The sequence below is a fragment of the Candidatus Rokuibacteriota bacterium genome (genome assembly GCA_030647435.1).
GTDB lineage: Bacteria > Methylomirabilota > Methylomirabilia > Rokubacteriales > CSP1-6 > AR37.
In genome coordinates this window covers 14,873-29,220 of the sequence record JAUSJX010000152.1, presented here as the reverse complement: position 1 = coordinate 29,220, position 14,348 = coordinate 14,873, and the positions used below count along the sequence as shown (strand labels likewise).

The 14,348-nt window shown below is 69.3% G+C and carries 13 protein-coding genes and 1 pseudogene; 3 read left to right on the top strand and 11 right to left on the bottom strand.

Annotation, left to right across the window (positions count from 1 at the left end):
• Positions 1-48 precede the first annotated feature (48 nt).
• Genes Q7W02_26410 through Q7W02_26390 form a run of 5 tightly spaced genes read right to left on the bottom strand, consistent with a single transcriptional unit; the run spans position 49 to position 6,334 of the window.
• Positions 49-1,068, bottom strand: a complete 1,020-nt coding sequence (locus tag Q7W02_26410) for an ATP-binding cassette domain-containing protein (protein MDO8479665.1) — start codon at positions 1,066-1,068, stop codon at positions 49-51.
• Positions 1,065-2,084, bottom strand: a complete 1,020-nt coding sequence (locus Q7W02_26405; protein ID MDO8479664.1) for an ABC transporter ATP-binding protein — start codon at positions 2,082-2,084, stop codon at positions 1,065-1,067. Before Q7W02_26405 ends, Q7W02_26410 begins: the two co-directional genes overlap by 4 nt.
• Positions 2,074-3,237 (bottom strand): ABC transporter permease, encoded by a 1,164-nt coding sequence (locus Q7W02_26400; GenBank protein MDO8479663.1) that lies wholly within the window; start codon positions 3,235-3,237, stop codon positions 2,074-2,076. Before Q7W02_26400 ends, Q7W02_26405 begins: the two co-directional genes overlap by 11 nt.
• Positions 3,237-4,226, bottom strand: a complete 990-nt coding sequence (locus tag Q7W02_26395; GenBank protein MDO8479662.1) for an ABC transporter permease — start codon at positions 4,224-4,226, stop codon at positions 3,237-3,239. Before Q7W02_26395 ends, Q7W02_26400 begins: the two co-directional genes overlap by 1 nt.
• Before the next feature lie 53 nt (positions 4,227-4,279).
• Positions 4,280-6,334: an ABC transporter substrate-binding protein gene (locus tag Q7W02_26390; protein MDO8479661.1), complete on the bottom strand. Its 2,055-nt coding sequence runs from the start codon at positions 6,332-6,334 to the stop codon at positions 4,280-4,282.
• Positions 6,335-6,576: 242 nt separating this feature from the next.
• Between Q7W02_26390 and Q7W02_26385 the strand changes: the two genes are divergently transcribed.
• Both Q7W02_26385 and Q7W02_26380 read left to right on the top strand, forming a co-directional pair.
• Positions 6,577-6,822 (top strand): hypothetical protein, encoded by a 246-nt coding sequence (locus Q7W02_26385; GenBank protein MDO8479660.1) that lies wholly within the window; start codon positions 6,577-6,579, stop codon positions 6,820-6,822.
• The gene (locus Q7W02_26380) at positions 6,798-7,343 is read left to right on the top strand and encodes a hypothetical protein (GenBank protein ID MDO8479659.1); all 546 of its coding nucleotides are present in this window, start codon (positions 6,798-6,800) and stop codon (positions 7,341-7,343) included. The genes Q7W02_26385 and Q7W02_26380 overlap by 25 nt, the downstream gene beginning before the upstream one ends.
• A 694-nt stretch (positions 7,344-8,037) precedes the next feature.
• Here the strand turns inward: Q7W02_26380 and Q7W02_26375 are convergent.
• From Q7W02_26375 to Q7W02_26350, 6 genes and pseudogenes are all read right to left on the bottom strand, one after another.
• Positions 8,038-8,307, bottom strand: coding sequence for a hypothetical protein (locus Q7W02_26375; GenBank protein MDO8479658.1), 270 nt, complete (start codon positions 8,305-8,307; stop codon positions 8,038-8,040).
• 5 nt (positions 8,308-8,312) lie between these two features.
• Positions 8,313-8,453: pseudogene (locus tag Q7W02_26370) on the bottom strand (prepilin-type N-terminal cleavage/methylation domain-containing protein).
• A 296-nt stretch (positions 8,454-8,749) separates the two neighbouring features.
• Positions 8,750-9,871 carry a CoA transferase gene (locus tag Q7W02_26365; protein ID MDO8479657.1) on the bottom strand — a complete coding sequence of 374 codons (1,122 nt, stop codon included), beginning with the start codon at positions 9,869-9,871 and terminating at the stop codon, positions 8,750-8,752.
• A 14-nt stretch (positions 9,872-9,885) separates the two neighbouring features.
• Positions 9,886-10,944 (bottom strand): acyl-CoA dehydrogenase family protein, encoded by a 1,059-nt coding sequence (locus Q7W02_26360; GenBank protein MDO8479656.1) that lies wholly within the window; start codon positions 10,942-10,944, stop codon positions 9,886-9,888.
• Positions 10,945-10,949: 5 nt separating this feature from the next.
• A complete protein-coding gene (locus tag Q7W02_26355) occupies positions 10,950-12,098 on the bottom strand; it encodes an acyl-CoA dehydrogenase family protein (GenBank protein ID MDO8479655.1) in 1,149 nt (382 codons plus the stop codon).
• 11 nt (positions 12,099-12,109) lie between these two features.
• Positions 12,110-13,273, bottom strand: coding sequence for an acyl-CoA dehydrogenase family protein (locus tag Q7W02_26350; protein MDO8479654.1), 1,164 nt, complete (start codon positions 13,271-13,273; stop codon positions 12,110-12,112).
• Positions 13,274-13,332: 59 nt separating this feature from the next.
• Here Q7W02_26350 and Q7W02_26345 point away from each other — a divergent pair, with 59 nt between their 5' ends.
• Positions 13,333-14,346 carry an LLM class F420-dependent oxidoreductase gene (locus tag Q7W02_26345; protein MDO8479653.1) on the top strand — a complete coding sequence of 338 codons (1,014 nt, stop codon included), beginning with the start codon at positions 13,333-13,335 and terminating at the stop codon, positions 14,344-14,346.
• The last annotated feature ends 2 nt before the right edge of the window (positions 14,347-14,348 follow it).

Sequence of the window (14,348 nt, the reverse complement as noted above, 5' to 3'; positions counted from 1 at the left end):
TCTCTCCTATGGTCGTCTCCTCTCCCTCGGCAGGGGCCGCGTGGCGCGTCAGTCGACCCCGGCGAGCTGGAGCTCGCGGGCGCGGTGACAGGCGACGAAATGCGCGGGGGAGATCTCCTGCCAGGCCGGCGCCTGCGTCCGGCACACCTCGATCGCGTGCGGGCAGCGGGGGTGGAAATAGCAGCCGTCCGGAGGTGAGGCGGGATTCGCCACTTCCCCTTGCAGGACGATGCGCCGCGAACGCGTGCGTGGATCCGGCTCGGGAACCGCAGATAGGAGCGCCGCGGTGTAGGGATGCTTGGGCGCCGTGAAGATCCGCTCGGTCTCCGCCAGCTCCACGATGCGCCCGACGTACATCACCGCCACGCGGTCGCTGATATGCCGCACCACGCTCAGGTCGTGCGCCACGAAGAGGTAGGTCAGCCGGAACTCGGCCTGCAGATCCTGGAGCAGGTTCAGGATCTGGGCCTGTACGGAGACATCCAGGGCGGAAACCGGCTCATCGGCAACCACCAGGCGGGGTCGCAGCGCCAGCGCGCGGGCGATGCCGATCCGCTGGCGCTCACCGCCGCTGAAGGCATGGGGGAATCGACGCATGTACTCGGGCCGGAGCCCGACGCGGCGGAGGAGCTCGGCTACGCGGTCCTCGCGCTCCCGCCGGCTCTTCACGCCGTGGACCAGCAGCGGCTCTCCCACGAGGTCGAGCAGCGTCATGCGGGGATTGAGCGAGGAGAAGGGATCCTGGAAGATCATCTGCATCTCACGGCGCAGCGCCCGCAGCTCCGTCCGGCCCAGCCGGCCGATCTCGACCACGGAGCCGTCGGTGACCCGCATGAGCATCTCCCCGCCGGTCGGCTCGATGGCCCGCACGATGCACCGCGCGGTGGTGGTCTTGCCGCAGCCGCTCTCCCCGACGAGGCCCAGCGTCTCCCCTTCGTCGATGTGAAAATCGACGCCGTCCACCGCGCGGACGTGGCCCACCGTCCGTCTCAAGAAACCCTTCCGGATCGGAAAGAGCTTCTGGAGCCCGGTGACCCGCAGCAAGACCTCGGGAGGGAGGACGTTCACGGGTAGAGGAAGCAGCTCACCGTGTGCTGGTCCCCGACCGGCCGCAGGGTCGGCTCCTCCTTGTCGCAGCGCCCCGCCATGAAATCCGGGCAGCGCGGGTGGAAGGGGCAGCCGGATGGCCGGTCATAGGGGTGCGGCACCGTGCCCGCGATCGGCGTCAACCGCTCTCGCGATCTCGAGCGCATGCGTGGGATGGATCGCAGGAGGGCCCTGGTATACGGGTGCTTTGGAGCGTGGAAGATCTGGTCGACCGTCGCCTGCTCGACCACCCGGCCGAGATACATCACGGCGACGTCGGTGGCCATCTCGGCGATCACCCCCAGGTCATGGGTGATGAGCATGATCGCCATCCCGTCTTCGCGCTGCAGCTGGCGCAGGAGCGCAAGGATCTGGCTCTGCGTGGTCACGTCGAGCGCCGTCGTGGGCTCGTCCGCGATCAGCAGGGTGGGATGGCAGGACAGCGCCATCGCGATCATCGCCCGCTGGCGCAGGCCCCCGCTCAGCTGGTTTGAGAGCTGATCGACCCGCTGCTCCGGTAACGACACGCCGACCCGCCGCAGGATCTCGATCGTCTTCTCCCGCGCCTGGCGCCGGCTCATCTGTTGATGGAGCATGATCGCCTCGACGATCTGGCTGCCCACCGTGTGGACGGGGCTGAACGAGGACATCGGCTCCTGGAAGATGAGCGCGATCTCCGCCCCGCGGATCGCCCGCATCTCGCGGCCGTTCGGCGCGAGCTTCGCCAGGTCCACCACCGGGTCGGTGGCGCCGGCGGCGGCCTGCCGGCGGAACCGGATCTCGCCGCCGACGATCCGGCCCGGCCGGTCGACGATCCCCAGGATCGATCGGGCGGTGACGCTCTTGCCGCAGCCGCTCTCCCCCACGATGCCGAGCGTCCCCCCGGGGTAGAGGTCGAAGCTCACCCCATCGACCGCCTTCACCGTCCCCTCGTCCTGGGGAAAGTAGGTCTTCAGATCCCGGACGGACAGGAGCGTCGGCCGAACCTCAGCGGCCATAAGGGTCCGCGGCATCCCGAAGCCCGTCGCCGAGAAAGTTGAACGCCATGACCGCGATGATCACGGGCACCGCCGGGAGCATCAGCCACGGCGAGATGGCCACCGTCTGGACGTTCTGGGCCTGCTGCAGTAAGACCCCCCAGCTGATCGCGGGCGGGCGCAGGCCCAGGCCCAGGAAGCTCAGCGAGGTCTCGCTGACGATCATCGCGGGCAGCGCGAGCGTCGTCGCCGCGATGATATGGCTCATGAACGACGGGACCATGTGCACGAAGATGGTCCGCATCTGGCTGCACCCCACCAGCCGCGCGGAGACGACGAAGTCCTCCTCGCGCAGGGCGAGAAAGCGTCCCCGAACGACCCGGGCCAGCTCCGTCCAGCCCAGGAGGGAGATGATGATCGTGATGGCGAAATAGATTTGTAGAACTGACCAGTCCCGGGGGAGCGCCGCCGCCAGTCCCATCCACAGCGGGATCGTCGGGATCGAGCGGAGAATCTCGATGACCCGCTGGATCAGCGTGTCGACGCTCCCGCCGTAGAAGCCCGAGAACCCGCCGAGGACCACGCCCAGGACCAGGCTCATCGTCACCCCGACCAGGCCGATGATGAGCGAGATGCGCGTGCCGTACATCAGCCGCGACCACAGATCGCGCCCTTGCACGTCCGTGCCCAGCAGGAAGACCGTCTTGGCGGCGTCGCGGCCCCCGTCGACGCCGATCAGGTGTCGCGTCGTCGGGACCAGGCCCAGGACCCGATACTCGAACCCCTCGGCGAAGAACCGGATGGGGATCTTCTCGCTGGGGTCGGCACGATAGACGCGCTTGAAGCTCTGGGGGTCGCGGGCGCCCTTGACCGCGTGGACGTAGGGGCCGAATCGCCCGCCGTCGAACCAGTAGACGCGCTGCGGGGGCATGAGCGAGCGCTGCGCCTCGGACGCGTTGGGGTCGGCATACGCGAGGAAGTCCGCGCCCAGGACGGCCAGGTAGAAGCCGACGACGACGAACGCGCTCGCCACCGCCACCTTGTGCTTGCGGAACCGCCACCACATGAGCTGCCACTGCGAGGCCACGAAGATGCGCTGGTCGGTCGCGGCCGCCGCGCCCGGCCCGTGTACGGGAGCGCTCGTGGGATCGAGGGCCACCTCGGGCTTGGCCATCACGTGTCCTCGAGTCGGATGCGCGGGTCGATCCACACGAGCAGGATGTCCGAGACCAGGGTGCCGATCACCGTCATGACCCCCAGCAGCAGCACGATGGTGCCCGCCAGGAACATGTCCTGCGCGATGAGGGCCTTCAGCAGGAGCGGCCCCACCGTCGGCAGTCCCAGCACGATGGACACGATGATGCTCCCCGACACGATGTACGGCAGGGTGTAGCCGATGGTGCTCGCGAAGGGGTTGAGCGCCACCCGCACCGGGTACTTCAGGATCACGGTGAGCTCAGGAAGGCCCTTGGAGCGCGCCGTCACCACGTACGGCTTACGCAGCTCGTCCAGCAGATTGGCCCGCATGATCCGGATCTGCTGCGCGGTTCCCGCGAGACCCAGGATCAGCGCCGGGATCGGCAGATGCTTGAGCAGGTCCCAGACCCGCGCCAGGCTCCACGGCGCGTCCTGGAACTCCACGGAGAACAGTCCCCCGATATTGGCATTGAACAGCGTGAAGCCCAGATAGAGCAGCACCAGCGCGAGGAGGAAGTTCGGGACGGCGAGGCCGATGAAGCCCACGAAGGTGGCGACGTAGTCACCCACGGAGTACTGCCGGACCGCGGAATAGATCCCGATGGGCAGGGCGAGCACCCAGGTGAGGAACAAGGCGGCCACCGAGACCACCACCGTCAGCCACAGGCGCTCGCCGATCACCTCGGTGACCGGGCGTCGCCACTCCATGGACGTGCCGAAGTTGCCCTGAGCGATCAGGCGCATCCACTTCAGGTACTGGACGTAGATAGGCTGCCCAAGGCCGTACTGGATCCGGAGGTTCTGCGCCTCCTCGTCGGTGACGACGCTGCCCATCGACGCCATCTGCGCGACGTAGGAGGTGACGTAGTCGCCCGGCGGCAGCTGGATGATGGCGAATGAGAGGACGGAGATCGCCCAGACGGTAAAGATCGCGAGCAGGGCGCGACGGCCGATGTACGCCAGCATGACGGGCCCGGGTCACCGCCGACGGACGGCGGTGACCCGGGCGCCCCCCGAGCTTACTTCTTCCAGAAGAACGTCACCGGGCGGGAGATCGTCGGGGTCTTGCCGTCCGGGCTGTTGTATTGACGCGACGGAATGTTGCCCATGTTCGTCTTGACCACGCGCACGCCCATGGAGGCCGGGCCCATGCCGATCACGCCGATGATGTAGACCTCCTCGGCGGCGATCTTCCAGACCTCCTTGCCGAGCTCGATCCGCTCCTTCTCCGGCACCCCGTACGCGCGCTTGAACTTCTCCATCAGCTCCTTCATGCGCGCGGGAGGCTCTTTCCCCTGCGTGCCCGCGGACTGGAACCACCGCCCGTAGAGCGGCCCCGAGGTCGCGACGCCGCCGAGGTCGAAGGGGAACACGTGGAGCGGGAAGGTGAACAGGTGCTCGCTGCCGTCGTTGTTCCACGCGCCGAGCTGTTGCTCGTTGGCCCCGGTGCGCTTGAGCGCCAGGCTCCGCTCCACCTCCTGCACGGTGAGGTCGATGCCGATCTTCTTCCACTGCTCCCGGATCATCTCCGAGATCTGCGTGAACTGGAGGAACTGGCCTCCCAGCGTCATGATCTCGATGCGTAGACGCCCCTTCCCGTCGGTGCGGAGGCGATAGCCTTCGGCGTCCTTCTTGGCGAGGCCGACCTTGTCCAGCATCTCGTTGGCCTTCTTGACGTCGAGCGTGGACCAGAGCTTCCGGTACTGCGGCCCCGGGTTGTACTTGTTGCCGTCGGCGGGCACCACCGAGCTCGGGGTGCCGGTCCCCAGCCAGAAGGTCTCGTTGATCTGGTCCCGGTCGATCCCGAGCGACAGCGCGCGCCGGAAGTCAGCCGTGTTCATCCACTTCGCGATCTCCGGGTCCGCCTCGTAGCTCAGATTGAACTTGATGATCATGTCGCCGCCGTAGTCGCCCGGGTCGAGGTAAAGCTTGTAGCCGCCCTTCTGCTGGTTCTCGATGAACACCGGCACCTTGGCGAGGTCGAGGTGTCGGGCCTGGTGGTCGTATTCGCCCGCGATCGCGCGCAGGTTGATGACCTCGAGGTTCTCGCCGAGCGTCAGCACGACCCGATCGATGTAGGGAAGCTGGTTGCCCGCCGTGTCCACGAAGACGCTGTAGGGATTCCGCTCCAGCGTCCACGTGGGCGTGTTGATGGGCGTCACGGTCTTCCACGGTGTGATGACCGGCAGCTCCGGATTGAACGCCCAGTCGTTCTTGAACAGGAACATCCGGACCCAGCTGTCGAACTTCGCGTCCTTGACCTTCTTGTCCAGGTCGGCCTGCGCGACGTATTTCGGGTGGAACTGTTTCAGGTAGTGGGCGGGCGCATACCCGCCCAGCCCGAGCGCCCCCCGCCAGGCCTGTCCGCCGAGGTCCGTGGAGCCCGCCAGCACGTCGGGAAGCATGAAGTACGGATCGGGGAACTTGAACTTCACCGTGTAGGTGTCGACCTTCTCGACCACGCCCTGCTTGCCGTTGATCGCCATGGCCGCGGAGGGTGTCGGAACCAGGTCCTTGTTCCGGTAGATGTCCTCGAACCAGAAGACGAAGTCATCCGCGGTGAACGGTTTGCCGTCGCTCCATTTCATGCCCCGGCGCAGGTGCAAGACGAGCGCGCGCCCGCCGTCCTGCATCTCGTAGCCCTTGGCGATGTTGGGCGTGACCTTGTCGCCCGTGTAGTCCCAGAACAGCAGGTGGTCGGGCCCCGAGCAGCACCGGTAGCCGTTCCAGAAGTCGGCCGGGCCCGTGAAGCCGGCCCGCCACGTGCCGCCGTACTTGCCGATCTCATGGAGGGGCTTGATGACCAGCGGATCCTGCCCGATGCGCTCCGCCACCGGCGGCAGCTTGCCGGCCTTGACCAGCGCCGCCAGCTGCGGGGCCTCGTGCAAGGTCTTGGGGAACTTCGCGGGGTCGGTGACGACCTCCGGCCCCTCCAGCTTGCCGATCAGCGCGCTCTTGCCCACCTGGGCAAGGGCCCCCGCGGCGACCACGGTGCCGAGCGCCCCCACCACAAGGGCAATCGTCAGTCGGCTCCGGATCGTGCGTGTCCGCGGCGTACGCCAGTGGTCGATCATGACGCGTCCCCCCTTTTAAGATGCTCGCCTCGGCGTTGCTACGTGCTCTGACCACGGCGCCCTGCCCCGGCCAGGCAAGTCATGGCCTCCTGCGGGCCACCATCGTGCCAGGGGAAGATACTGCCCCGGCGCCCGCGCACCGTCAAGCCCTGCGCGGGCGAGGCGCTGCTGTTCTATGAAAATGTCACCCCGTAACTGTTCAGTAAGCATGTCACTCCATGAAGACATGGGAGACATGCACGATGAGCCGAAAGGAAGGGCCGCGGGCGGGGCTGCGCAAGGCCGCCCTGGCCGGGAAGATCACCAATGCCGACGGCGCCCTGGCTCGGCAGGCGAGCGTCCGGCAGTTTCACCGGGTCACGGTCCGCTTCGCCGCCGAGGGGGCGGCCGGCCTGCGGCATCGCCGGCGGGGCCAGGCGTCCCCCCGCCGCCTGGCCGCCGACGTGCGTGCGCGGCCGCGCTCGTGCAAGGCCCCGACGCCGGGCTGAACGACTGCCACCTCACCGAGAAGCTACAGGAGGTGGAGGGCCTGCCGCTCAGCCGGAGCGCGGTGCGGCGCCTCCGCCGCACGCTCGGCCTGCCCGCCACGCGCCGTCGCCGGGGGCGCCAGGTCCGCACCCGGCGGACGCCGGAGGCGCAGATGGGCGCCCTCGTGCCACTCGACGCGAGCCCCTTCGCGTGGCTGAAAGCCCGCGGCCCGGCGCTGGCCCTGCATGGCGCCATCGACGACGCCACCGGCACGGGCCTGGCCTTGACCTTCCGCCCCGCCGAGGATCTGCACGGCTACGGCGTCCTGCTCCACACGCTCTGCACCACCGACGGCCTGCCCCGAGCCCTCTATGGCGATCGCTTCGACGTCGTCGTGCGCAACGATCCCCACTGGACCCTCGAGGAAGAGCTGCGGGGCACGCAGGACCCTACCCACTTCGGGCGCATCCTGCAGGCGCTCGGCATCGGCGACAGCGCCGCCCACTCCCCGCAAGCCACGGGCCGCATCGAACGCGTCTAGCACACCCTGCAAGATCGCCTCGTGAGCGAGCTGCGCTTGCGCGGGATCAGTACGCCGGAGGTGGCCAATGCCTTCCTGCCTGCGTTTCTCGCCGCCCTCAACCCCCGCTTCGCCCGCGCCCCTGCTGAGGCCGCGGCGGCCTGGCGCCCCGCGCCGCGCGATCTGGCGGCGGTGCTCAGCTGCCGGTCCACGCGCACGGTCGCCCAGGACAATACCGTCCGCCGCGGCCCCCGCCGGGTGCCGCGGCCCCGGCAGCGCACCTACGGCGGCCGCCGCGTCGAGCTGCGCGAGGGCCTGGATGGCCGCCTGTTCGTCTTCACCGACGGCGCCTGTGTCGTCGTGCAACCCGGCCCCGCCGCCGACTTCGTCCTTCGGCCCCGCCACTCGCCGAGTGCAGACCGCAGCCAGCGCCTCCGCGCCTCGCAAAGCCTCGGTGCCGAGGGGGACCGCGATCCCCCTACGTCCCGAAACCCCCCTTCTTCTCCTCGCGCGCCTCGCCCGCGCTCGGCTGCGGCTGCCCGCACGCCGAGCCCCACGCACCCGTGGCGCGCCACACCACCCCCAACGCACCCCGAGCCGGGGGGTGACATTTTCACTGGACAGCGACACGCCTGGGTGGGCGGGGGGAGCGAGGGGATTAAACGGGCCGCCCGAGGGACTTCCTCTGCCCCTCCGGCGCGCGCAGGACGGGGGGTTACGGGACGGTGATGGTCGTGCCGTCACCCGTGGCGGTGATGGTGAACGTCCCGGCGGTCGTCGACGCGTAGGTGTAGGGAACCCAGGCCGGCGTGCCACCCGGAGGCTCTGGGGGCACGCGGGCCATGAAGGGGCCGGCGCTCTGGTTGACACCGTTGATCGCCGGCGCAGTCAGATCGGTCAGGGCCGCGGGCAGGCTGCCCATGTGGGCCGCGTAGATGCTCACCTGCGAGGCGAGCGTCCGCGTGTCGGCCTGAGCCTTGGCCACGCGGGGCGGGTCTGGACGTTGGCGTACAAGGGGATGGCGATGGCGGCCAGGATGCCGATGATGGCCACCACGATCATCAGCTCGATGAGCGTGAAGCCGCGCTGGTTGGCCAGTGTCGTCCGCTTCGTGTACCGGTCCTTCGACATGACGTTCTTTCTTTTGGGCCTGTGTAGGCCCGTCATGCGCGTAGACAAAGCGGTCGATTCCAATGATCACTCACGCATGGGGAATGCCAGTAATTTGCAACCCGCATGCCGTCACTCCGGCGAGGTCTTGCTACCTTTGAGAGGACACGGCAGCCGTGAACGACTCAGGAAGGGGAATTAGCGGCCCGGGTCCTCGCCCCGGCGCACGCAGGCGGCTCGGTCACTGTCAGCGGCTGACAGCCAATGGTGTCAGACCGACGATTCGCGACAGCCGATAGGGGATCCGCAGGCGCGGGTCAGCCGCCGCGGATTTCGCGGGTGTGCTCGCCGGCCTTGGGCGGCGCGAGGCGGATCCCCGGCCGCGCGCCGTCGAAGGACAGCGGCAGGGCCACCAGCTCGTAGTCGTCGCCCGGCATCGGTTGGATCATCCCGATGGCGGCGGTCTGCGGCTGGGCCACGGCTTCCGGCAGGGTGTGGATGGGCGCGCAGGGCACACCGGCCGCCTCGAGGAGGTCGATCCACTCGCCCTTGGAGCGCGTCATAAGGATGCGCTCGATCTCCGGCAGGAGAAGGAACTTGCTCGCGACGCGCGCCGCGTTGGTCGCGAAGCGTGGGTCCGTCGCCCATTCGGGATGGCCCAGCACCTGCGCCAGCTTCGCGAAGAGCCGGTCGTTGCCCGCGGCGATGATGAGGGGCCCCGTCTTCGTTTCGAAGCCCTGGAACGGCACGACGCGGTGGCTGCCCGTCCTGTGACGCTCCGGGATCTCACCCGAAGCGCGGAAGGACGCGAAGTGGCCCTTGAGCCAGGCGAGCCCAGTCTCGAAGAGCGAGGCGTCCACGATACAGCCGCGCCCTGTCTGCTGGCGCTGGACGAGCCCGGCCAGCGCGCCGATCGCGGTCCACATGCCGGTGCCGTAGTCCAGGATGGAGGTGCCGATGCGCGTCGGTGGCCCGCCCTCGTCGCCGTTCATCATCATGAGCCCCGAGAACGCTTGGACCATGGGCTCATAGCCGGGCTTGAGCCTGAGAGGCCCCGTGGCGCCGAAGGCCCACACCGAGCAGTACACGAGCCGCGGGTGTTTGGCCGTGAGCGCCGCGGCGCCCAGCCCCTGCTCCTCGAGCGAGCCGGGTCGCAGGTTCTGGACGAGGACGTCGGCCCGGCCGATGAAGTCCACGAGCCACTCCACGTCGGCGGGCTTCTTGAGATCCAGCGTGACGCTGCGCTTGTTCGCGTTGACGGCGAGAAAGCCCGGCGATACGCCCTTCCAGAATGGCGGGCCCCAGCGCCGTGCGTCGTCGCCCTCCGGCCGCTCGATCTTGATGACGTCGGCGCCCATGTGCGCCAGGATCTCGGCGGCGATGGGCCCGGCCAGGTTCTGCGCGATCTCGACGACCGTAATGCCTTGCAGTGGAAGCATCTCTCTTTTCCGGGTTAGCGCGAAGTGAGATAAGGCCAGAGGGCGTCGGCGCCGCGCGCAGCGACCTCCCGGCCGAGGAGGGCGGCCCAGTAGACCTCGGCGCCGAACTCCGCTCGCCAGGACCAGAGCCGCCGCGTGACGAAGTGCAGCGAGTGCTCGTACGTGAAGCCGATGGCGCCGTGGCACTGGTGCGCGATGCCGGCGCCGAGCCCGGATGCTTCGCCCGTGCGGATCTTGGCGCAGGCGATCTCGAACCCCGCGTCTCCCTCATCCATCGCCGCGAAGGCGCGCTGCGCCGCCATGCCGGCGGCGGCGGTGTGGCCGGCCAGGAGCGCCAGCTGGTGCTGGATCACCTGGAAGGATGCCAGCGGGCGGCCGAACTGGACGCGCTCCGTCACGTACTTGACCGACTGCGAGAGCAGGAATTCGAGGCCGCCGGCCATCTGCGCCGAACGCGCGAGCGCTCCGGCCGACCTCAACGCGTCGGTGGGAAGGCCCGCGCCAACGAGGGCTGCGGTAACCACGGGCGCGCCGGACCACCCAAGCGTGTCGCGGGGCTCGAGGGCGAGGTTGACGTCGGGCTCGCACTTCGCCGACCCGCGTGCGACGAGGCCGATCATGGGCCCATCGTCGCTGTCGGCGGCGACCACGACGTGCCCCGCCGCCGCTCCCCACGGCACCCGTCCCGCGACGCCGTCCAGCACCCAGCCCGCACCGGCCCTCGTGAGCGAGAGCCGATCGGCAGGACGAACGGGCGCGACGGTGAGCGGCCCAAGCGGCACGTCGAGGCCGCTCTCGGAAAGAAGCCAGGCTCCGATCATCGTCTCGGCCACGGGCAGCGGCACGGCGAAGCGGCCGCAGGCGGCGAGCACGACCTGCGCGTCACCCCACGCGCCGCCCGCGCCGCCGCGCGACTCGGGGATCTGCGGCAGGGTCAGCCCGTTCTCCTCGAGCATCTGCCAGAGCGCGGCGGGCCATGCACCTTTCTCGGCGGATTCGATGAGCGCGGGGGTGACCTGGTCGGTGAAGAGGCGGGCGCAGGTGTCGGCGAGAAGCGTGCGCGTGTCGTTCATGTCGGTCACCGGAGCCCCAGGCCGCGGGCGATGATGCCGCGCAGGACCTCGCGCGTGCCGCCGCGAAGCGAGAAGGACGGCGCGTGTTCGACGAGGTAGCCGAAGACGCGCTCGAACTGGCTGCCCGAGCCCAGGCGCGGCTCGACCCCGAGGAGCGCGTGGACCACCTCGGGGATTTCCTGCTCGAAGCTCGTGCCGACGTCCTTGACCACCGCGGCCTCGAGGTTCGGATTCTGACCGGCCTGGAGCATGCCCGCCACGGACAGGGACATCTGCCTGAGCGTCGCCATGTGCGCGGTCAGCCGTCCGATGACGACCGCCGCGCGCTCGCCGGGCTCGGCACCTACCTCGCGGATCAGCTCGATGATGAGCCGGATGGAGGAGAGGTACCGCTCTGGGCCGCTCCGCTCGAAGGCGAGCTCGGTCGTCACCTGCTTCCACCCGTCGCCGTCCTTGCCGACCAGCATGTCGTCCGGCACGAAGGCGTTCTGGAAGTGCACCTCGTTGAAGTCGTGCCCGCCGGCCAGGTCGATGATCGGCCGGATGCCTATGCCCTCGGACTTGAGGTCGACCAGGAACTGCGAGAGACCCTCGTGCTTCTTGTCCGGGACCACCTTGGTGCGGAAGAGCGCGATCGCGTAATCGGAGATGTGCGCGTTGCTCGTCCAGATCTTGGTGCCGTTGACGCGGTAGCCGCCCTCGACGCGCTCGGCCCGCGTCCGTATCGAGGCCAGGTCCGAGCCCGAGTCGGGCTCGCTCATCCCGATGGCGAAGGCCAGCTCGCCTTTCGTGATCCTCGGCAGGAAGCGCTGGCGCTGCTCTTCCGTCCCGAAGCGGAGCAGCAGCGGGCCGCTCTGCCTGTCGGCAACCCAGTGCGCGGAGGTGGGGGCGCCCGCGGCGAGCGTCTCCTCGAGGACGACGTAGCGCTCGAGCGCGCTCCGCTCGTGGCCGCCGTACTTCTTCGGCCACGTCATGCCGATGAAGCCGGCCTCGCCCAGCCTGCGCGAGAAGTCGCGGTCGAAACCGCCCCAGGAGAGCGCGCGCTTGGTCGCGCTCGTCCCGCCGAGCGTGCGGGCGAGGAAATCGCGGATCTCCGCGCGGACCTTCTGGGCTTCCGGGGGAAGCTTGCCCAGCTGGAAGTTGAACGTGGCCACGGAGCGTCCTCCTACCGGAAGAGAGACCGGGCGATGACCATGCGGTGCACTTCGGACGGGCCCTCGCCGATGCGGCGCACGCGGGCCTCTCGGTACCAGCGCTCGAGCGGGAACTCCTTGCTGACGCCGTAGCCGCCGTGGATCTGCACCGCGGCGTCGATCACGCGCCCGAGCACCTCGCTCGAGTAGAGCTTGGCGATGGAGGCCTCGACGCGCGCGTCCTCGCCGCGGTCGGCCTTCCACGCGCCCTCCCACGTGAGCCAGCGCGCCGCGCGAATCTCCACCTCGGCGTCGGCGAGCATCCACTGGATCGACTGGCGCTGGGAGAGCGGAGCGCCGAAGGTCGAGCGCTGCTTGGCGTGCGCCACGGCCATCCGGTGCGCGGCGACGGCCACGCCCAGGTTACAGGCCGCGTAGGGGAAGCGCTGCTTCACGAGGAGATCGAAAGCCAGGTCGAGCCCCTGCCCTTCCTCGCCGATGAGGTTCTCCGCCGGGATCTCGCAGTCCTCGAAGACGACGTCGTTGGGAATGGCCGAGGTCCGGATCGTGCGGATGGGCCGCGCGGTGAAGCCGGGAGCGCCGCGCTCGAGAATGAAGCACGAGATGCCGGCGCGCCCCTTGGCCTTGTCGGTGCGGGCCCACACGATCCCCCACGGCGCGTCGTGGGCGCGCGAGATGAACACCTTGCGCCCGTTCAGCACCCAGCGGTCGCCGCGCTTCTCGGCGCGCGTCTGGATAGCGCCCGCGGGATCGGAGCCGCCCGACGGCTCGGTGATCGCGAAGAAGGTCTTTGCCCCGTCGCGGATGGCCGGCACCGCGTACTTCTCGATCTGCGCCTTGCTCCCGGCCCAGATCGCGGGCGGCGGGTAGCGGCCGAAGACACCGCAGCCGGGGTTGTAGAGGCCCATGCGGTGCTGGGACATCTCCTCGAGCGCCACGCACATGCTGAAGGTGTCGAGCCCGCCGCCGCCATACTCTTCCTTGGCGCCGAGGGCCCAGAGCCCCGCCGCCTTGGTCTTGGCAGACAGGCGCGCGAAGTCTTCGTCGGGGATATCGGGCGCGTCGGGGTCCAGCCGCTGCTCGAGCGGGATGATCTCCTCCTGGATGAAGCGGCGGATCTGCTCGCGGAGGATGCGGAGCTCGTCGGGCAGCGTGAATCCGGGAAACAGCGTCATGGGCGGGAATTCTATCACCATCGAGCGGCGCGCGGCGAAAGCGGCTAGACTCCGGGTCTATGGGAAAGAAGCGATGGTCGCTGTCGGTGCCGATGGACGGCTTTCCGCTCCCGGAACTAGCGGATGTCGCCCGCGAGGCGGAGCGCCTGGGCTACACGGACGCATGGTCGTTCGAGGTGGACGGCGTGGACGGCTTCACCCCGCTTGCCGTGATCGGGACGGCCACCGGCATGCGGCTCGGCACCGCGATCGTCAACGTCTACACGCGAGGGCCCGCCACGCTCGCCAACACGGCCGCCGGGCTCGCGGATCTTGCCCCCGGCCGCTTCATCCTCGGCATCGGCTCGGGCTCCCAGCTGATCGTGGAGTCGTGGAACGGCGGCGCCTTCGTCAAGCCCGCCACCCGCGTGCGTGAGACGGCGCAGGTGCTCCGATCGATGCTGGCGGGCGAGCGCGTCGTCTTCAAGGGCCAGACCATCTCGGTGGACGGCTTCAGGCTGACGCGCGTGCCTTCGAGCCCCGTCCCCATCTACATCGCGGCCCTCCGCCCCGGCATGCTCAGGGTCGCCGGCGAGGTCGGCGACGGCGTCATCCTCAACTGGAACTCGCCCGAGGATGTCCCGAAGTCCGTCGCGATCGTGCGCGATGCGGCGCAGAAGGCCGGCCGCGACCCCGAAGCCATCGAGGTGACCGCCCGTCTCGTCGTCAACCTGGACACGCTCGGCCCCGAGTCGGACCAAATCATCCGGCGGCATATCGCCGCCTACATGAACGTGCCCGTCTACCGCGCCTACCAGGAATGGCTCGGCCGCACGCCCGCGCTCCAGCCGATGTGGGACAAGTGGGCGGCCGGGGATCGCAAGGGCGCCGTCGCGGCCATCCCGTCGACGGTTGTCGAGGAGCTGATCGTGCGCGGCCCCCTGCCCGCGATCCGGGCGCGGGTACAGCGCTACCTCGACCACGGCATCGACACGGCCTTCCTTCAGTTCCAGACCAATGACCCCGACCCGGCGCGCCGGCGCGCTCTCGTGCTCGACGCCATGCGCGGGCTGGCGCCATCCACCCGCTCCTAGGA